17 protein-coding genes are annotated in these 17,888 nt (G+C 63.5%); 13 read left to right on the top strand and 4 right to left on the bottom strand.

From position 1 onward, the window contains the following. Position 1: 1 nt before the first annotated feature. From ribD to secG, 13 genes are all read left to right on the top strand, one after another. On the top strand, positions 2-1,045 hold the full coding sequence (ribD, locus tag QYQ98_RS01465) for a bifunctional diaminohydroxyphosphoribosylaminopyrimidine deaminase/5-amino-6-(5-phosphoribosylamino)uracil reductase RibD (RefSeq protein ID WP_302007013.1): 1,044 nt from the start codon (positions 2-4) through the stop codon (positions 1,043-1,045). Beyond that, on the top strand, positions 1,045-1,638 hold the full coding sequence (locus QYQ98_RS01460) for a riboflavin synthase (protein WP_302007012.1): 594 nt from the start codon (positions 1,045-1,047) through the stop codon (positions 1,636-1,638). Before ribD ends, QYQ98_RS01460 begins: the two co-directional genes overlap by 1 nt. Positions 1,639-1,643: 5 nt before the next feature. Further along, a complete protein-coding gene (locus QYQ98_RS01455; protein ID WP_302007011.1) occupies positions 1,644-2,891 on the top strand; it encodes a bifunctional 3,4-dihydroxy-2-butanone-4-phosphate synthase/GTP cyclohydrolase II in 1,248 nt (415 codons plus the stop codon). A gap of 59 nt (positions 2,892-2,950) precedes the next feature. After that, the gene (gene ribH, locus QYQ98_RS01450) at positions 2,951-3,469 is read left to right on the top strand and encodes a 6,7-dimethyl-8-ribityllumazine synthase (RefSeq protein ID WP_302007010.1); all 519 of its coding nucleotides are present in this window, start codon (positions 2,951-2,953) and stop codon (positions 3,467-3,469) included. Between the two features lie 148 nt (positions 3,470-3,617). Then, the gene (locus QYQ98_RS01445; protein WP_302007788.1) at positions 3,618-4,139 is read left to right on the top strand and encodes a PH domain-containing protein; all 522 of its coding nucleotides are present in this window, start codon (positions 3,618-3,620) and stop codon (positions 4,137-4,139) included. 13 nt (positions 4,140-4,152) lie between these two features. Next, positions 4,153-6,237, top strand: coding sequence for an excinuclease ABC subunit UvrC (gene uvrC, locus QYQ98_RS01440; protein WP_302007009.1), 2,085 nt, complete (start codon positions 4,153-4,155; stop codon positions 6,235-6,237). Between the two features lie 35 nt (positions 6,238-6,272). Next, the gene (gene rapZ / locus QYQ98_RS01435; RefSeq protein ID WP_302007008.1) at positions 6,273-7,148 is read left to right on the top strand and encodes an RNase adapter RapZ; all 876 of its coding nucleotides are present in this window, start codon (positions 6,273-6,275) and stop codon (positions 7,146-7,148) included. Positions 7,149-7,162: 14 nt separating this feature from the next. Then, positions 7,163-8,161 carry a uridine diphosphate-N-acetylglucosamine-binding protein YvcK gene (yvcK, locus tag QYQ98_RS01430; protein ID WP_302007007.1) on the top strand — a complete coding sequence of 333 codons (999 nt, stop codon included), beginning with the start codon at positions 7,163-7,165 and terminating at the stop codon, positions 8,159-8,161. 78 nt (positions 8,162-8,239) lie between these two features. Then, positions 8,240-9,211 carry a DNA-binding protein WhiA gene (gene whiA / locus QYQ98_RS01425; RefSeq protein WP_302007006.1) on the top strand — a complete coding sequence of 324 codons (972 nt, stop codon included), beginning with the start codon at positions 8,240-8,242 and terminating at the stop codon, positions 9,209-9,211. Between the two features lie 233 nt (positions 9,212-9,444). Continuing rightward, the gene (gap, locus tag QYQ98_RS01420; protein WP_302007005.1) at positions 9,445-10,455 is read left to right on the top strand and encodes a type I glyceraldehyde-3-phosphate dehydrogenase; all 1,011 of its coding nucleotides are present in this window, start codon (positions 9,445-9,447) and stop codon (positions 10,453-10,455) included. A 99-nt stretch (positions 10,456-10,554) separates the two neighbouring features. Continuing rightward, positions 10,555-11,775: a phosphoglycerate kinase gene (pgk, locus tag QYQ98_RS01415; RefSeq protein WP_302007004.1), complete on the top strand. Its 1,221-nt coding sequence runs from the start codon at positions 10,555-10,557 to the stop codon at positions 11,773-11,775. 165 nt (positions 11,776-11,940) lie between these two features. Continuing rightward, positions 11,941-12,726 (top strand): triose-phosphate isomerase, encoded by a 786-nt coding sequence (gene tpiA / locus QYQ98_RS01410; RefSeq protein ID WP_302007003.1) that lies wholly within the window; start codon positions 11,941-11,943, stop codon positions 12,724-12,726. Positions 12,727-12,944: 218 nt separating this feature from the next. Beyond that, entirely contained in the window at positions 12,945-13,181 is a 237-nt protein-coding gene (gene secG, locus QYQ98_RS01405) for a preprotein translocase subunit SecG (protein ID WP_302007002.1), read from the top strand. Between the two features lie 83 nt (positions 13,182-13,264). Here secG and pgl read toward each other — a convergent pair whose 3' ends face one another. The 4 genes from pgl to tal all read right to left on the bottom strand — a co-directional run bounded on the left by pgl (position 13,265) and on the right by tal (position 17,860). Beyond that, positions 13,265-13,990: a 6-phosphogluconolactonase gene (gene pgl / locus QYQ98_RS01400; protein ID WP_302007001.1), complete on the bottom strand. Its 726-nt coding sequence runs from the start codon at positions 13,988-13,990 to the stop codon at positions 13,265-13,267. A 37-nt stretch (positions 13,991-14,027) separates the two neighbouring features. Then, positions 14,028-14,963, bottom strand: a complete 936-nt coding sequence (locus QYQ98_RS01395) for a glucose-6-phosphate dehydrogenase assembly protein OpcA (RefSeq protein ID WP_302007000.1) — start codon at positions 14,961-14,963, stop codon at positions 14,028-14,030. A gap of 134 nt (positions 14,964-15,097) precedes the next feature. Next, positions 15,098-16,636 (bottom strand): glucose-6-phosphate dehydrogenase, encoded by a 1,539-nt coding sequence (gene zwf, locus QYQ98_RS01390; protein WP_302006998.1) that lies wholly within the window; start codon positions 16,634-16,636, stop codon positions 15,098-15,100. A gap of 138 nt (positions 16,637-16,774) precedes the next feature. Then, complete coding sequence (gene tal / locus QYQ98_RS01385; protein ID WP_302006997.1) at positions 16,775-17,860, bottom strand: transaldolase; 1,086 nt, start codon at positions 17,858-17,860, stop codon at positions 16,775-16,777. Positions 17,861-17,888 lie beyond the last annotated feature (28 nt).

The following is a 17,888-nucleotide window of genomic DNA, read 5'->3' as shown; positions in this document are numbered from 1 at the left end:
CATGCCCGCCGAGTTCAGCCACGAGATACCGCCCGCTGTTGAGTCGGCGGTGATCGCAGCGGCCAACGCAGGGCAACGCGTCCGCGGCACGACGAGCCCGAACCCACCGGTAGGCTGCGCGCTTTTCGACGCCACCGGCATCATCTCCACCGGCGCCACCGAGCCCGCTGGCGGGAAGCACGCCGAACGGGTTGCGCTCGATGCCGCACGCTCGACTGCACCGGATCGGATCCGCGGAGCGATGCTGGCAGTGACATTGGAGCCGTGCAACCACACCGGGCGCACCGGACCCTGCACCCAAGCGATCGTCGAGGCTGGAGTCGGGCACGTCTATTACGTCCATTCCGACCCTAACCCGATTGCGAGTGGAGGCGCCGACTACCTGCGCGCCCACGGTATCGAGGTCACCCACGTCGAGTACCCCGTCGACGGGTTGCTCCCGTGGCTGGACTCCGTCGCACATGGGCGTGTGTCCGTCACCGCGAAATTCGCCGCCACACTCGACGGCTTCACCGCCGCACCGGACGGGACGAGCCAGTGGATCACCGGTCCTGAGGCCCGCCAATACGCCCACTTCGACCGTGCGATGCGCGACGCGATCGTCATCGGCACCGGCACCGCCATCGCGGACAACCCATCGCTGACCGCCCGTGATCGCGACGGATCTCTGTTGGGGAACCAGCCGCGGAGGGTGGTCGTCGGCAAGCGGAAAGTGCCCGAGGGGAACTTGACGCGCCTCGGATTCGAGCAATACGCGACCCCGCAGGAAGCTTTTGATGCGTTGTATGAAACGGGTGCCCGCGACGTTTTGGTGGAGGGTGGGCCGACGCTCATGCGCAGCCTGTTCGGCCTCGATGTCGTCGATTACATTACCGCCTATGTGGCACCGATGTTGCTCGGCGGTGGACGGAGCCTGATTGACGGACCGCTGGCAGAAACCCTGGCGGCGGCACCGCGCTACGACATATTCGACGCATTCACACTCGGCGACGATGCGGTGATAGAGCTACGTCGCCCGCAGACCCAGAGGAGAGAGGGAAACTGATGTTCACAGGACTGGTGGAAGAGATCGGCACCGTGGAGAACCTCGAGAGGCTTGATGACGCAGTGCGTCTGACTGTCCGCGGCCCCAAAATCACCTCAGACGCCGCTCCCGGTGATTCCATCGCCGTCGACGGGGTGTGCTTGACCGTGGTTGGTTCCGTCGACGGCGCCTTCACCGCCGACGCCATGCAGGAGACTCTCGACCGATCGCGCCTGGGCAGCTACGAGCCCGGCACGCGGGTCAACCTCGAGCGTGCGTTGGCGGCTGAAGCGCGCCTTGGGGGCCACATCGTGCAGGGGCACGTCGATGGAACCGGAGAACTGCTTGCCCGGGAATCTTCCGCACATTGGGACGTGCTGCGCTTCTCGCTACCACAGGCACTTGCACGCTATGTGGTGGAGAAAGGCTCGATCGCCATTAACGGCACTTCTTTGACGGTGTCCGCTGTAGGTGAGGACTTCGTGGAAGCGTCGCTCATTCCGACAACGCTGGCGGAAACCACGTTCGGCGAGCTGGGAGTCGGGGAGCCCGTCAACTTCGAGGTGGACGTGGTGGCCAAGTACGTCGAGAAAATGGTGGGGGGCTACCATTAGTCCCCATGACGGACACCCTGCGACTCGATTCAGTTGAAGAAGCTGTTGCCGCGGTAGGCCGCGGAGAAGCGGTCGTGGTGGTGGACAATGAGGACCGCGAGAACGAAGGCGACCTGATCTTCGCCGCCGAGCATGCCACGCCGGAGCTGGTCGCGTTCATGGTGCGGTACACCTCCGGATACATCTGCGTGGCCATGGAGGACGAGGCAGCAACGCGCCTTGAGCTACCGCCCATGACGGCCGTGAACGAGGATGCCCGCAGCACGGCCTATGCCGTCACGGTCGACGCAGCCACGGGAACCACCGGGATCTCCGCCCGCTCCCGCGCCGAAACCATCCAGCGTCTCGCGGATCCGACGCGCACCGCCGCAGACTTCACCCGCCCGGGGCACGTTGTGCCGTTGCGAGCCCGTCGCGGCGGGGTCCTCATCCGCGATGGCCACACAGAAGCCTCGGTGGACCTCGCCCGTTTGGCCGGGTGTCAACCCGTCGGGGCGCTGTGCGAGATCGTCTCCGAAGATGACCCGACCGACATGGCGCGAGGCGACGAACTCCGTCGTTTCGCCGATCAGCACGGGCTGAAGATGATTTCAATTGCCCAGCTCATTGCATACCGCCGCCACACCGAGCGCACTGTCGAACGCGTCGTCGAGACGTCGCTGCCGACCTCGTTCGGCGCGTTCACGGCGTACGGCTACAGATCGCTTATCGACGGCACCGAGCACATCGCCCTCACCACCGGCGACATCTCCGGCGGGGCAGATGTTCTTGTGCGTGTCCACTCGGAATGCTTGACGGGCGATGTCTTCGGTTCGCTCCGATGCGACTGCGGGCCCCAGCTGCGCGAGTCCATGCGGCTCATCCAGGAGGCCGGGAGCGGTGTGGTCATTTACATCCGCGGGCACGAAGGGCGCGGCATCGGCCTCGCGGCCAAACTAGAGGCCTACCGCCTGCAAGAGGAAGGCTTAGACACCGTCGACGCCAACGTGGAACAGGGGCTGCCCGTGGATGCGCGCGAGTATTCAGTGGCCGGGCAGATTCTCGCGGATCTTGGTGTCGCCTCGGTTGATGTGCTGACCAACAACCCCGAGAAGGTCGAGGCGTTGAATGGATACGGCCCGGTTGTCTCCGGCAGGACCCGCATTGAAATCACGCCCTCGCACGACAACATCACCTACTTGCGGACTAAACGCGACCGTATGGGGCATGACCTCCCAGCGGTAGAACAGTGGGATAGAACCCACGGCATCTAAGATGGGGCCGGACGACTCTTTGACGAAGAAGTCGGAATCTTGATTCTTAAGGAGCAACCATGATTTTCGGAGCACCCGACTCCTCCCCGGAGCACATCGACGCGAAGGGAATGCGTGTCGCCGTCGTTGGCACGGAGTGGAACGCTGAGGTCGTGGACATGCTGATCGCCCGCGCTGTTGAAACAGCTGAGGCAGCGGGAGCGAAAGTCCAAGTCTTCACGGTTTCCGGCGCGATGGAACTCCCCCTCATCGCGCAAGCTGCCGCCAAGCGTTTCGACGCGGTCGTGGCCCTCGGCTGCGTCATCCGCGGTGAGACCCCCCACTTCGACTACGTTTGCCGCGCCGTCACCGACGGGCTCACCCGCGTGGCTCTCGACATGTCTGTGCCGGTGGGTAACGGTGTTCTGACCGTGGACACTTACGAGCAGGCTGTGGCCCGCACCGGTGGCCCCGATGCCCGCGAGGACAAGGGAGCAGAGGCCCTCACCGCCGCGATCGGTGCCGCGAACGTCATGAGCGAGATTGAGCGCTTCCCGCTGATGAAGCTGACCCGGGGCGACGCTCACGACGCGTGGTAGCCGCCAGCATTCGAGGGCGAGCATCAGCAGCAGGTAGAGACCGACAGGAAACAACAGGAAACAACAGGGACCGAAAGGGACCGAGAAAGACCGAAAGAGGCGGAGAAGGCAAGTGAGCAACGTCAACAGCAGCGCAGATGACGCACCCGTGGAGCGGACAGCGCAGGCCAGCGACCGTGACATCGCTCTCTTCAACGCACTCGACCCGCACGCCGCGACATCGACGAAACCGTGGGAGGTGGAGATCGTCTCGCACTTCCTGCGCCGCGTCGCCGCTGTAGCGGTCCTGATCATCATGGCGGCCCACATTTTCGCCGGTGCTGTTCTGGATTTGGAATTCACGGGCGCGGCGATCACAGCCGCCGATAAGCTCGCTTTCCCTGCAATCGGCTTGATCTTGTCTGTCTTGGTGTGGTGGGGACTTTCCCGCCCGCGGGTGCGCGCCAACGAGGACGGCGTGGAGGTGCGCAACATCATTGGCACACGCTTTTACCCGTGGATAGTCGTGTACGGCCTGACCTTTCCGCGAGGCTCCCGCATGGCGCGGCTCGAACTCCCCGAATTTGAGTACGTCCCGCTGTGGGCGATTCAATCCGGCGACAAGGAGCGCGCCATCGAGTCCGTCAAGGCATTCCGCCGCCTCGAAGCACGCTACATGCCGGAAGACTAGGGCGGGTCGCACCGTGGTCAACCCGGCAACCTACCGGCCGGCTCCCGGGACGATTCCTACCGAGCCGGGTGTGTACAAGTTCCGCGACGCGGCGGGACGCGTCGTGTACGTGGGCAAAGCGAAGAATCTCCGCGCTCGCTTGAACAACTACTTCCAGCCGCCGGAGCAGCTGCACCCGCGCACGCGCCAAATGGTCTTCACCGCCTCCAAGGTGGAGTGGACCGTAGTGGCCAGCGAGGTCGAAGCGCTCCAGCTCGAGTACACGTGGATCAAGCGGTACGACCCGTGGTTCAACGTCATGTACCGGGACGACAAGACGTACCCGATGCTCGCCGTCAGCGTGGGGGAGAAGTACCCGCGAGCGTTTTTCTACCGCGGTCCGCGCCGCAAGGGCGTGCGCTATTTCGGGCCGTTCTCCCACGCGTGGGCCGTGCGCGAGACCCTCGATCTACTGACCCGCGTGTTCCCCGTGCGTACCTGCTCCAATGGGGTGTTCAACCGCCACGAGCAGCTGGGACGGCCGTGCCTGCTCGGGTACATCGACAAATGCTCGGCGCCGTGCGTCGGACGTGTCGACGAAGCGGACTACGACGAGATCGTCTCTGGGTTCATGGGTTTCATGTCCGGCCGCACCGATGCCGTGGTCAAAGGTCTGACCAACCAGATGATGGACGCCAGCGAGAACCTGGAGTTCGAGAAAGCTGCGCGGCTGCGCGACGACCTCGGCGCCGTGAACAAGGTCATGGAGCGGCAGACGGTCGTGCTGGGCATCGACACGGACGCCGACATCATCGCCTTCGACACGGACGAGCTGGAAGCGGCGGTGCAGATCTTCGCCGTGCGCGAGGGCCGAATCCGCTCGCAGCGCGGCTGGGTTGTCGAGAAAACAGGAGACGAGCCAGGCTCTATGGAGCGTCTCGACGACGGCCAAGCTGACCCCGCCCTGCCCGCCCTCATGCAGAACTTCCTGGTGCAGCATTATTCTGACGCCGTCGAACGGATGGAGCAGGAGAAAGCGGAGGACGAGCGGCTCGCCGCCAAGAAGGTCCACCGCCGTGGCGTCGACCAGGAATCTCACGAGAAGATCCGCCCTCCCATGCCCGTGCCCCGGGAAATCCTCGTGCATGTCATGCCCGAGGAACCTGAGGAGACCCGCGCGTTGCTGGAGAAGCTCCGCGGCGGTCCCGTCGAATTCCGGGTGCCCCAGCGCGGCGACAAGAAAGCCCTCATGGAGACCGTGCAGCGCAACGCCAAAGAGTCGCTGCGCCAGCACAAACTGAAGCGCGTTGGCGACCTGACCGCCCGCTCCCAGGCGCTGCAAGACATACAAGAAGCTCTGGGAATGGACGATGCTCCGCTGCGCATCGAGTGCACCGACATCTCCCACATCCAGGGCACAGATGTTGTGGCGTCCCTCGTCGTCTTCGAGGACGGTCTGCCAAAAAAGTCCGATTACCGCCGCTACAGAATCAAGGAAGCGGCCGGCGACGGCCGCAGCGACGACGTCGGATCCATCGCCGAAGTCACACGCCGCCGCTTCAAACGCCACAACCAGGACAAACTAGCCAACCCGGAAGACCCCGACCTCGACGAGACCAGCTTTTCCGATGAAGACATTTCCGACACCGCGGAAGTGGAATCGACCGACAACAAGCGGTTCGCCTACCCACCGCAGCTCTTCATCGTCGACGGCGGCAAGCCCCAGGTGACAGCCGCGCAGAAAGTCTTCGACGAACTTGGCATCATGGACGTCACCCTCATCGGCCTGGCTAAGCGCCTCGAAGAGATCTGGGTGCCGTACGACGATGAACCTCTCATTCTGCCCCGCAATTCCGAGGGAATGTACCTCCTCCAACAGATCCGCGATGAAGCGCACCGCTTCGCCATCACGTACCACCGGCAGCAACGGTCGAAGCGGATGCGGGCATCTGCCCTTGACGGGATTCCCGGGCTCGGCCCCGCCCGCCGCAGCGATCTGGTCAAGCATTTCGGCAGCGTGAAAAAGCTCAAGGAAGCCAGCGTCGAAGACATCACAGAAGTCAACGGCATCGGCCCCAAGCTCGCGCAAACGGTGTACGACCATCTGCGGAAAAGCTGACGTCGATAAGCGTCCTTTTGGTTACGATGGGGCGCATGGCAACCCACACCGAGCTGCGCCCCGTCATCATCACGGGACTGTCCGGAGGCGGCTTGTCCTCGGCCGCGAAAGTCTTCGAGGACAAAGGCTATTTCGTCTCCCAGAACCTCCCGCCGCAACTCATCCTCGAACTGATGGACCTTGCCGCGCAAGAAGGGTCACCCGTGGACAAGCTGGCGGTAGTCACCGATGTCCGCGCCCGTATTTTCAAGGGCTCGCTCATGGAGACGATCGACCTTGCCCGCGACCGCGGCTTCAACCCGTTTGTTCTCTTCCTCGAGGCCCGCGACGATGTGTTGATCAAGCGGTTCGACAGCGTGCGTCGCACTCACCCCCTTCAAGGCGACAACCCGCTGAGCGTCGGCATCGAACGCGAGCGCGCCGAGCTCGCCCGCGTGCGCGACACGGCAGACGTCATCATCGACTCCTCGAACCTGTCCATCCACGACCTGCGTCGCGCCATCGAGGCATCCATCGGCGACCTCGACTCAGCGAAACAGCACGTCACCATCCAGTCTTTCGGTTTCAAGCACGGATCGCCGCGCGATGCGGATCTCGTCTTCGACGTGCGCTTCCTGCCCAACCCGTACTGGATCGAAGAGTTACGCAACTTCCGGGGGGTGGACAAACCCGTGAGCGACTACGTGCTTTCGCGGCCCGGCGCAGACGAGTTCATCGACGGCGTGGTCAACCTCCTCGGCTCCATGATGGACGGCTACAAGCATGAAGGAAAAGACTTCGTCACCGTCGGCATCGGCTGCACTGGCGGCCACCACCGGTCCGTCGCAATTTCGGAAGAGGTCGGCCGCAGGCTCGGCCAACGCGGCACCGTCGACGTGTCTGTCATGCACCGCGACCTGCAGCGCCACTAGAACGGAGCTTTGAAATGTCCCAGTTGCGCATCACCAGTCTAGGTGGCGGACACGGCCTTCACCAGACACTGCTGGCAGCAAAGATCGTGTCAGGCGCCCAGGAGAACGACGGTTGCTCCGCCGAGCGCTGCCGCGTCAACGCCGTTGTCACAGTTGCAGACGACGGTGGTTCGTCCGGCCGGCTCCGCCGAGAACTCAGGGTCGTGCCGCCGGGCGACTTACGCATGGCAATGGCCGCCCTAGCACCAGACACAGCAGAGGGACGCGAATGCCGTGACGCTCTCCAGCACCGCTTCGGCGGCAACGGCGCCATGGCTGGACACGCCGTGGGCAACCTCATCATCGCTGGACTCACCGAGCTGACCGGCGACATCCAACACGCGCTCGATTCCGTGGGGAACCTGCTGAATGCGACGGGTCGTGTTCTGCCGGTCGCACTCGAGCCTCTCGACATCGAAGCGGAGGTCGCCGGGCTTGACGACGACCCGCGTGTCCTCCGTTCCGTCCGCGGCCAAGTCGCGGTAGCCACCACACCAGGTTCTGTTCGACGTGTCCGGCTGCTTCCGAGTCAACCAGCCGCGAACCCCGCGGCGGTAGATGCGATCATGAACGCGGACGTGGTCACCATTGGCCCCGGATCCTGGTTCTCTTCGGTGCTGCCTCACTTACTCGTGCCGGAGATTGTCACCGCGCTCAACGACACTGCGGCGCCTGTCGTAGTCATCCTGAATCTCTCGCCGGAAGCTGGGGAGACACCCGGCTTCACCACCGAACGGCACATCCATGTCTTCAACCAGCACGCCCCAGGTTTGAAGGTCGACATGTTCCTCGTCGACGAGAACACCGAATTCTCAGAAGGGGAGCGCACGTACCTCACCCGCACCGCGGAACAGGTCGGTGGGCGCATGGTGTTCGCCGATATCCGCGAAACAGACGCCTCCGGCACCGCCACCAACAGACACGATCCGGCGAAACTGTCAGCTGCCATCACCGCGTTCCTCAGCGGAAACTAGACTGACGCACAACGAGTCGCGCGAAGAGTCGAATCGATCGAGCGCGCCGAGCGTGGCACAGAAAGGGAGAAACCACACGTGGCGTTGACAGCGAATGTCAAAGACGAATTGTTGGCAGTAGACCCCTCAGGGGCTGATGCCCGCATCGCCGAGGCGACCGCGATGCTCCGTATGGCGGGTGAATTCACCCAGGGTCTCCACGGCCTTGAAGTCCGCGCGGACTTCGCTGAGCTGCAGGTTGCGGAACACCTGGCCGTGACAATTCGGGAGGTTTGCGAGATTCCTGTTTCTGTCGATGCGGTCACCTCGAGCAGCAGCGCCCGTGAAACCCGCTACGAAGTTACCGTGACTGACGGAGCACGGGACGTGATCCGTCGTTTGAAGCTCGTCACCGCTTCGGGTCACCCGGTGGTGGGTCTTCCGCGGACAATCATTTCGGGGACGACAGCCGAGGTCGAAGGTGCGTGGCGGGGAGCGTTTCTCGCCCGCGGCGCACTCACCGAACCCGGGCGCACCGCCAACCTCGAAGTCGTGTGTCCATGCCAGGAGGCCGCGCTCGCACTCGTGGGTCTGGCGCGCCGCCTCTCCGTTCCCGCCAAAACCAAAGAAACCCGCGGTAGTGAGCTCGTATTTATCCGTGACGGCGAAGCCATCGGCATCCTTTTGTCACGCATGGGCGCACCCCGCACTCGTCTTGAGTGGGACGAGAAACGCAAGTCACGCAACGAGCGTGTCAGCGCCAACCACCACGCCAATTTCGACGACGCCAACCAACGCCGCTCCGCCCAAGCAGCAGCGGCAGCAGCCGCGCGAGTCGACCGCGCCATGCAGATCCTCGGCGACGACGTGCCGGAACACCTCGCCGACGCCGGATTCCTGCGCGTCAAACACCGCCACGCGTCCCTCGAAGAACTGGGCCGACTCGCCGACCCGCAGATGACCAAAGACGCCGTTGCCGGCCGGATCCGCCGCCTTCTCTCGCTGGCGGACAAGCGCGCGGAAGAACTGGGAATCCCCGACACCCACGCAGCCGTCGACAGCGACGAATAAACGAACCCGCCGCCGCTCCGGCCACTCTCGTCGTTTCCGCCACTCCCGCCGTGCGCGCGGTTCCGGCGCTGGATAGGCACGGTAGGCGGGTGCATGGCGGCGTCGATAAGCCGCGAAAGCTCCACTGCAGGGGCCAGCGCATTTCTCTACACTGGGACAGGAAGGCCGCGAGTTGACTCCAACTCGGCACACGGTCTAACTGAAGGAACCCATACTCTCTAAGGAGCACTTACATGACCACTCGCATTGGCATCAACGGCTTTGGCCGCATCGGCCGCTCCGCGTTCCGCATTATCCTCAACGAGTACGCAGGCGACCTTGAAGTTGTGAAGATCAACGATCTGACCGACAACGAGACCCTGGCGCACCTGATGAAGTACGACACCGCGTACGGCCAGCTTGGTCACGAGGTGTCCTACGACGACGAATCCATCACCGTTGACGGCAAGCGCATCGAGGTCACCGCCGAGAAGGACCCGGCAAACCTGGCATGGGGCGACGCGGGCGTCGACATCGTCCTCGAGTGCACCGGCATCTTCACCGACGGCGAGAAGGCGAAGGCTCACCTCGACGCCGGTGCCAAGAAGGTCATCATCTCCGCACCCGGCAAGAACGTCGACGGAACCTTCGTGTGGGGCGTCAACCACACCGACTACACCAACGACGCCAACGTCATCTCCGCGGCATCCTGCACCACCAACTCGCTTGCACCGGTGGCAAAGGTGCTCAACGACGCGTTCGGCATCGAGCGCGGCCTGATGACCACCATCCACGCCTACACCGGCGACCAGCGCATCCAGGACGCACCGCACAAGGACCTGCGCCGCGCTCGCGCCGCAGCCCAGAACATCGTTCCGACCACGACCGGTGCCGCTAAGGCAGTCGCCCTGGTCCTGCCGGAGCTGGAGGGCAAGCTCGACGGCTTCGCCATGCGTGTGCCGACTATCACCGGTTCCGCCACCGACCTGACCGTCACCCTGGGTAAGGATGTCACCGTTGACGAGGTCAACGAGGCCGTCAAGAACGCCGTCCAGGACGCCGAGTTCGGCCGCGCCCTCGAGTACACCGAGGACCCGATCGTCTCCTCCGACATCATCGGCAACTCCCACGGCGCCATCTTCGACGCTGGCATGACCCGCGTTATCGACGGCAACCTGGTGAAGATCATCTCCTGGTACGACAACGAGTTCTCGTACACGTCCCAGTACATCCGCACCACCAAGCACGTCGCGGACAACCTGTAGACCACTATTCCGCCACGAGCGCGCCGCCCGGGGAGAGTGCTGCACGCACCCTGTCCGGGCGTCGTTCGTTTCACCCGAACATAAAGGAGTTCATTCATCATGGCTGTACGTTCCATTGACGAACTGCTCGCAGAAGGCGTCGACGGCCGCCACGTCCTCGTCCGCTCCGACTTCAACGTCCCGCTCGACGACGACGGCAACATCACCGACGCAGGCCGCATCGACGCATCGCTGCCCACCATCAAGGCGCTTATCGACGGCGGCGCCAAGGTCATCCTCACCGCCCACCTCGGCCGTCCCAAAGGTGAGGTCAACCCCAAGTACTCCCTGAAGCCTGTTGCAGAGGCCCTGTCCGACAAGCTCGGCCAGTACGTCGCTCTCGCTTCCGACGTCACAGGCGAAGACGCCCACGAGCGCGCCAACGGCCTGTCTGAGGGCGACGTCCTGCTGGTGGAGAACGTGCGTTTCGACGCCCGTGAGACCTCCAAGGACGAGTCCGAGCGCAGCGCATTCGCCGATGAGCTCGCAGCTCTCGCCGCTGACAACGGCGCATTCGTCTCTGACGGCTTCGGCGTTGTCCACCGTGCGCAGGCATCCGTGTATGACGTGGCGAAGCGCCTCCCGGCCTACGCCGGTTACCTCGTCCAGGATGAGGTGGAGAAGCTCGCTGCCGTGAAGGACAACCCGACCTCCCCGTACATCGTGGTGCTCGGCGGCTCCAAGGTGTCCGACAAGCTCGGCGTCATCGAAGCCCTCGCCGAGAAGGCCGACAAGGTCATCATCGGCGGCGGCATGTGCTACACCTTCCTCACCGCACAGGGTCACAACACTCAGGACTCCCTGCTGCAAGAAGAAATGGTGGACACCTGCAAGGAGCTGCTGGAGAAGTACGGTGACAAGATCGTCCTGCCCGTCGATCTCGTCGCCGCGTCCGAATTCGACAACGACGCAGACCGCAAGGTCGTGGGCCTCGACGGAACCCCGGAAGGCTGGATGTCCCTCGACATCGGTCCGGAGACCGCCAAGAAGTACGCCGAGATCATCGCCGACTCCAAGACCGTCTTCTGGAACGGCCCGATGGGTGTCTTTGAGAAGTCCAACTTCGCCGACGGCACCCGCGCTGTCGCCCAGGCCATGATCGACGCCACCGCGAACAACGGCTCCTTCACCGTCGTCGGTGGCGGCGACTCAGCGGCATCCGTGCGCACCCTCGGCCTCGACGAAGAAGGATTCTCCCACATCTCCACCGGCGGCGGCGCTTCCCTCGAGCTCGTCGAAGGCAAGGAACTACCGGGCGTCGCTGTCCTCGAGCAGAACTAACACCGCTGTGGGGGCCTTCGCCCTATAGCCACGTCAATCACGCTCCACCCGTATTGAGCTCGGCGCGTTTCAAACTCCGCACGAGATACCTTGTACACGAGATGACCTGCGCACGAGCAGAGCTTCACACGATTCGGGTTCACAACACAAGAAAGGAAGCACACCATGGCACGCACACCGCTTATCGCCGGTAACTGGAAGATGAACCACGACCACCTCGAGACCATCTCCCAGGCGCAGCGCCTCGCATTCGCGCTGCCTGCCGACTACTACGAGGACGTCGATGTCGCCCTCACCGTTCCGTTCACGGACCTCCGCTCTTTGCAGACCCTCGTGCAGGGCGACAAGTTGAAGATCACCTACGGCGCCCAGGACGTCTCTGCGCACGAGTCCGGTGCCTACACCGGCGAGATCTCCGCAGGAATGCTGGCAAAGCTCGATTGCACGTGGGTTGTCGTCGGCCACTCGGAGCGCCGCGAGTACCACGCTGAGTCCAACGAGCTCGTCGCCGCGAAAGCGAAGGCTGCGCTCGACAATGGAATCAGCCCGATCGTCTGCGTCGGCGAATCCCTGGAGGTGCGCGAGGCGGGGGACCACGTGGATTACGTCGTTAAGCAAACGCGCGAATCTCTCGACGGACTATCCACGGAAGAGCTGTCCCGCACCGTGATCGCCTACGAACCCGTCTGGGCAATCGGCACCGGCAAGAGCGCGTCCGCTGAAGACGCCCAAGAGATCTGCGCCGCAATCCGCAGCCTCATTGGCGAGCTTGCCGACGACAACGTCGCCCAGTCCATCCGCATCCTCTACGGCGGATCCGTGAAGGCAGACACCGTCGCCGACATCATCGGACAGCCGGACGTCGACGGCGGCCTCGTCGGCGGCGCATCCCTCGAAGGCAACGACTTCGCCAAACTTGTTGCCGCAGCCGGTGATGCCGTCCGCGCCTAACACGCGCCACAGCTGACACGCCAACCCGCTGACACCCGCTTCCCGCCAGCTCGCACGTCGATGCTGGGGAGGAGCGGGTGTTCATGTAGTATGTGAGCAGTTGAGCGCCAGATTGCACCACCCGAGTACCCACGTACCGGCGCACTATTCAGCATCAACGTACTGGCGCGCAGAAATCAACGCGCACTTATTGTCACCCACACTGGAGGCACAAACTCATGACCCTCACCCTGCAGATCATCCTGGTAATCGCATCCCTGCTGATGACCATCTTCGTTCTGCTCCACAAGGGTAAGGGTGGCGGTCTTTCCTCCCTCTTCGGCGGTGGCGTGCAGGCTAACCTGTCCGGCTCCACTATTGTGGAGAAGAACCTCGACCGGTACACCGTCGCAGTCGCCATCATCTGGATCGTCTGCATCATCGGTTTGAATCTGATTCAGGCGTACGGTATCTAGCATTCCGTCCCTAATTCTCTAAAGGCCGCATCCGGAAACAGGGATCCCCAACCGGATCACCGGTTTCGTGCTATTTCGTTCGTCTATTTCGTGGCGAAGGCGTCATCTGTCACGAAGAGAGTGGTTTCGGCGAGGGCAGGTACCCGTGTAGCGGGCCATTCGTCGGAGGGCTCGCCGTCGACGAGGTGGCTGATTGCCTCGGCCTTCTCGGAACCGGAGACGAGGAGCCAGACTTGCTTTGCGCGAGAAATGGCGGGCAGGGTGAGAGTGATGCGCTCAGCTGGGGGCTTCGGTGAATCAGCCACGCCCACGACGAGCTTTTCCTGTTCGTCGAGTTGCGCGGAGAAGGGAAACAGCGAGTTGATGTGGCCGTCTGGGCCCATGCCGAGCAGGTGCAGATCGAAGCCGCGGGGAGCGTGTTGGAGGATAGCGTTGGAGTAATTTGCGGCTGTGTCGTCGAGTGGACGGTTGCCTGGGCGATACCCGTGGATATTCGATTCTGGGATGCTCACGTGGTTGAGCAGAGCGTATCGGGCCTGTCCCTCGTTGGAGTCTGGAGCGTAGACGGGGACGTTCCGTTCATCGCCGAAGAAGACGTGGATGCGGGTCCAGTCAAGGTTTTTGGCGCGGACGAGGCGTGAGAGCAGTTTGATGCCGGCGCCGCCCCCAGTGAAGACTACGCGTGCGATTCCGTCCCCGTGTACGCCGCCGGTGTCGGAGGCGATGATCTCGCTGACGGTGTCGACGAAGCGGGTGGAAGCTTCGTCGATAAGCACATCGAGATTGGGGACGTTTTCGACGGTAATCATTGCTATCGCTCCTTCAAAAACTGCTTATCTTACGACTCTAGACAAATTTCACGTCTGGCAGTGACCGCAGCGCCTGAGAGTAGGCCCAGTCGGGGTCAAGATGACGGAGTTCTTCCGAGAGGCAGTCGGCATCACTGCGCGTGCTCATGGCGACGAATGAATCAGGCAGTCCCGGGACGCGCACGCGAATTGTCTTGTCGTCTTTGACACTGACGGAAACGGGCCCAGAGTCGCGTTCCAAAGTCAGGCGGCGGACAGGGAACAGACGGCTGGATTCTTCGCGGGTCGCGTCGCTGCAGGTTCTGGTGACGGGGGCATCCAGGCACGACGACAGCCACGCTGCGGCGATGTCGACGCTGGGGTCGTCGGCGGGGCCGTCGATTTCTACGGCGGTGACGGGTTCGTGCGGGTAGCGGTCTAGTGCGGACGCGACGACGCCGCGCCAGTGGGTGATGCGGGACCACAACATGTCGGAATCGCCGGGGCAGTAGCCGTTTGCGAGTCGCAGCAGGGCGTTTCCGTCGACGTTTTCGCGGGCGTTAGTGATCCGGCGGTGCGCGAGCTGGCCCAGGGGATGTTCGGCGGGGCGCGCGGGTGCCGTTGACGGCCACCAGGCAACAATCGGGGTGTCGGGAAGCAGGAGAGGCGTGACGACGGACGCCAGATTGTTTGCCAGGTCCCCGTGCAAATCCATGACGATGATTTCGGAGGCGCCGGCATCGTCGGCGAGAATTGCTTGGGCGTCGAGGACGTCGCCGCTTTCGGGGTTGCCGGTGATGAGCATGAGCACGCGCGAGGGGTGTTCGTGGGAGGCGGTGCGGACGTGGTCGAGGATGGACTCCACGTCGTCGTGGATGTCGGCGACGACGATGAGGGTGAGCACGCGGCCTGTGGCCAGCGAGTAGTTCTCTTGAGTGTCCAGCAGCAGTTTGGTGATTTCGCGGGTGGACGTGTCGGACATGGTGATGATCATGCGGGACTCTTCTCGTGGATGGGGTGCGTTCGGTGGCGTCGGCTGGGGGCGATGGGGGTGTGGTGCAGGTAAGTGGTGCAGGTGCGTGGTGCTGGTTCGTCGTGCAGGGAGCTGGGCGGGGCGAGAAATGAGTCCTACGGGCGGCGCCAGGTCCTGCCGTGGGCGGCCATCATTTCGTCGGCGGAGGACGGGCCCCAGGTTCCAGCGGCGTATTCGTCCGGGCGGCCGTTAGCGGCCCAATAGTCCAGGATGGGGTCGAGGATTTCCCAGCTGCGTTCGACTTCGGCGGCGGTGGGGAAGAGGCCGGTTTCGTCGAGAAGCGCGTCGAGGATGAGGCGCTCGTAGGCTTCGGGCGACTCTTCGGTGAAGGCTTCGGTGTAGGAGAAGTCCATGTTGACGTCGCGGACTTCCATGGTGGAGCCGGGGACTTTAGAACCGAATCGGAGCAAGATGCCCTCGTCGGGTTGCACGCGGATGACTAGGGTGTTGGCGCCGAGCTGGCTGGTGAGGCCCGGGCCGAATGCTTCGTGTGGCGCCTTTTTGAACACGAGGGCGATCTCGGTGACGCGTCGGCCGAGGCGTTTTCCGGTGCGCAGGTAGAACGGTACGCCGGCCCAGCGGCGGGAGTTCACGCCGAGGGTGCATGCGGCGTAGGTCTCGGTGGTGGATTCGGGGTCGAAGCCGTCTTCTTCGCGCAGGCCTACGACTTGCTCGGAGCCCTGCCAGCCGGCAGTGTACTGGCCCCGGGCGGTGGTCTCTTCGAACGGGCCGATGGGTTTGGTGGCGCGCAGGATCTTTAGCTTTTCGTAGCGGAGCTGCCGCGGGGAGAAGGAGACGGGCTCGTCCATGGCCACGAGGGCCAAGAGTTGCAGCAGGTGGTTCTGGATGACGTCGCGTGCGGCGCCAATGCCGTCGTAGTAGCCGGCGCGACCGCCCAACCCGATGTCTTCGGCCATGGTGATTTGGACGTGGTCGACAAATTGGGCGTTCCACAGCGGCTCAAACATCTGGTTGGCGAAGCGCATGGCCAGGATGTTCTGGACGGTTTCTTTGCCTAGGTAGTGGTCGATGCGGAAAACGGCGCGCTCGGGAAAGACGGCGTTGATGGTCTCGTTGAGCTCGCGTGCGGTTTCGAGGTTGTGGCCGAAGGGCTTCTCGATGATCACGCGGCGCCACTGCCCGTCGGCGGCCTGCGCCATACCGGTGCGGTCGAGCTGGTCGATGACGTTGGAGAAGTACTCCGGCGGGACCGAGAGGTAGAAGGCCCAGTTGCCGGCGGTGCCGCGGGTGGTGTCCATGTGGTCGAGGAGTTCGGCCATGTTGTCGAAGGCGCTGTCGTCGTCGAATGCGCCATGGACAAAGTGCATGCCTTCGGCGAGCCGGGCCCAGACGTGCTCGTCGAAGTCGGTGCGCGCCCCGATTTCGACTTGCTCACGGACGTAGGACTCGAACTCTTCCTTCGACCACGAACGGCGTCCGAAGCCAACGAGGGTGAAACCGGCGGGCAGCAGACCGCGGTAGGCGAGGTCGTAGATGGCGGGCAGAAGTTTCCGCTTGGCAAGGTCGCCGGTAACACCGAAGATGACCATGCCGGAGGGGCCTGCGATCCGTGGTAGGCGCCGGTCGGCGTAGGAGCGGAGGGGGTTCTTCCATTCGGGTGTCTGATTCGACACAGGTGCCAGATTCGACACAGGCGTTGGCCTTTCGTCCGGTGGGGCGGGGCGTTGGAGCGGCGCCGCGAAAAAGAGTCGCGGCCGTGAACCAATTAAGAAGATTAAACCCTAAAAGGACGGCCGCGACGAAGGAATTGGCTATTTCAGATTCTCGGGCATGGATTCGAGCAGTTCTTGCCACGCGTCGACGAATTTCTCGACGCCTTCGCGTTCGAGGACGGAGACGACGTCGTCAAGCTCGATGCCCGCTGCGGCGAGTTGCTCAAAGACCTCGCGAGCCTCGTCGGCGGTGCCGGTCAGAGTGTCGCCGTGGACGTTGTCGGCGTTGAGCACGGCATCGATGGTCGGCTCGGGCATGGTGTTGACGGTGTCGGGCCCGGCGAGCTCGGTGACGTACATGTCGGCGGGGTAGTCCGGGTTCTTGACACCGGTGGACGCCCACAGCGGACGCTGCTTGTTGGCACCCTCCGGCAGTCCGTCATCGGAGCCGAATGAGTCGAGGAAGAGCTGGTAGGCGAGGCGCGCGTTGGCAATGCCCGCTTTGCCCTTCAACGCACGGGCTTCGTCGGTGCCGATTACGTCGAGGCGGTTGTCCACCTCGGTGTCCATGCGGGAGACGAAGAACGACGCGACGGAATGAATCTGCGACACATCGTGCCCGTTCGCGGCGGCGTGCTCGATGCCGGCTTTATACGCGTCGATGACCTGCTGGTACCGCTCGACGGAGAAAATCAGGGTGACGTTGACGGAAATGCCCTCGGAGAGCGTCTGGGTGATGGCGGGCAGCGACGCGTCGGTCGCCGGAATCTTGATCATCACGTTCGGGCGGTCGACGAGCTCCCACAGCTCTTTGGCGTGGGCGACGGTGCGTTCCTCGTCGTCGGCGTGGCGGGGATCGACCTCGATGGAGACGCGTCCGTCGCGGCCGCCGGTGGCCTCAAAGACGTCGAGGAAGAGGTCGCAGGCGTCCTGGACGTCCTTGACGCTCATGGCGTAGACGGCTTCGTCGACGCCGACTTTCCCAGCTTTGAGTTCGGCAATCTGCTCGTTGTAGGCCGTCCCGGAGGACATGGCTTTGGCGAAGATCGCCGGGTTCGTGGTCACACCCGAAAGAGATTTCGCGGCTTTGATTTCGGCGAGGTTGCCGGACACGATGCGGTCGCGCGAGAGGTCGTCGAGCCAGGTGGAAGTTCCGGCTTCGGCGAGGCGGTCAATGGCGGTCATGGTGTTCTCCTTTGTGTTTTCGCTTATC

The organism is Corynebacterium sp. P3-F1 (assembly GCF_030503635.1).
In the GTDB taxonomy this organism is placed as follows: domain Bacteria; phylum Actinomycetota; class Actinomycetes; order Mycobacteriales; family Mycobacteriaceae; genus Corynebacterium.
This window is presented reverse-complemented; position numbering and strand designations above follow the sequence as displayed.

Coding starts and splice junctions, on each gene's coding strand:
- ribD (WP_302007013.1), top strand. CDS start 2: ATGCCCGCCGAGTTCAGCCACGAGATACCGCCCGCTGTTGAGTCGGCG.
- QYQ98_RS01460 (WP_302007012.1), top strand. CDS start 1,045: ATGTTCACAGGACTGGTGGAAGAGATCGGCACCGTGGAGAACCTCGAG.
- QYQ98_RS01455 (WP_302007011.1), top strand. CDS start 1,644: ATGACGGACACCCTGCGACTCGATTCAGTTGAAGAAGCTGTTGCCGCG.
- ribH (WP_302007010.1), top strand. CDS start 2,951: ATGATTTTCGGAGCACCCGACTCCTCCCCGGAGCACATCGACGCGAAG.
- rapZ (WP_302007008.1), top strand. CDS start 6,273: ATGGCAACCCACACCGAGCTGCGCCCCGTCATCATCACGGGACTGTCC.
- yvcK (WP_302007007.1), top strand. CDS start 7,163: ATGTCCCAGTTGCGCATCACCAGTCTAGGTGGCGGACACGGCCTTCAC.
- gap (WP_302007005.1), top strand. CDS start 9,445: ATGACCACTCGCATTGGCATCAACGGCTTTGGCCGCATCGGCCGCTCC.
- pgk (WP_302007004.1), top strand. CDS start 10,555: ATGGCTGTACGTTCCATTGACGAACTGCTCGCAGAAGGCGTCGACGGC.
- tpiA (WP_302007003.1), top strand. CDS start 11,941: ATGGCACGCACACCGCTTATCGCCGGTAACTGGAAGATGAACCACGAC.
- secG (WP_302007002.1), top strand. CDS start 12,945: ATGACCCTCACCCTGCAGATCATCCTGGTAATCGCATCCCTGCTGATG.
- pgl (WP_302007001.1), bottom strand. CDS start 13,990: ATGATTACCGTCGAAAACGTCCCCAATCTCGATGTGCTTATCGACGAA.
- QYQ98_RS01395 (WP_302007000.1), bottom strand. CDS start 14,963: ATGATCATCACCATGTCCGACACGTCCACCCGCGAAATCACCAAACTG.
- tal (WP_302006997.1), bottom strand. CDS start 17,860: ATGACCGCCATTGACCGCCTCGCCGAAGCCGGAACTTCCACCTGGCTC.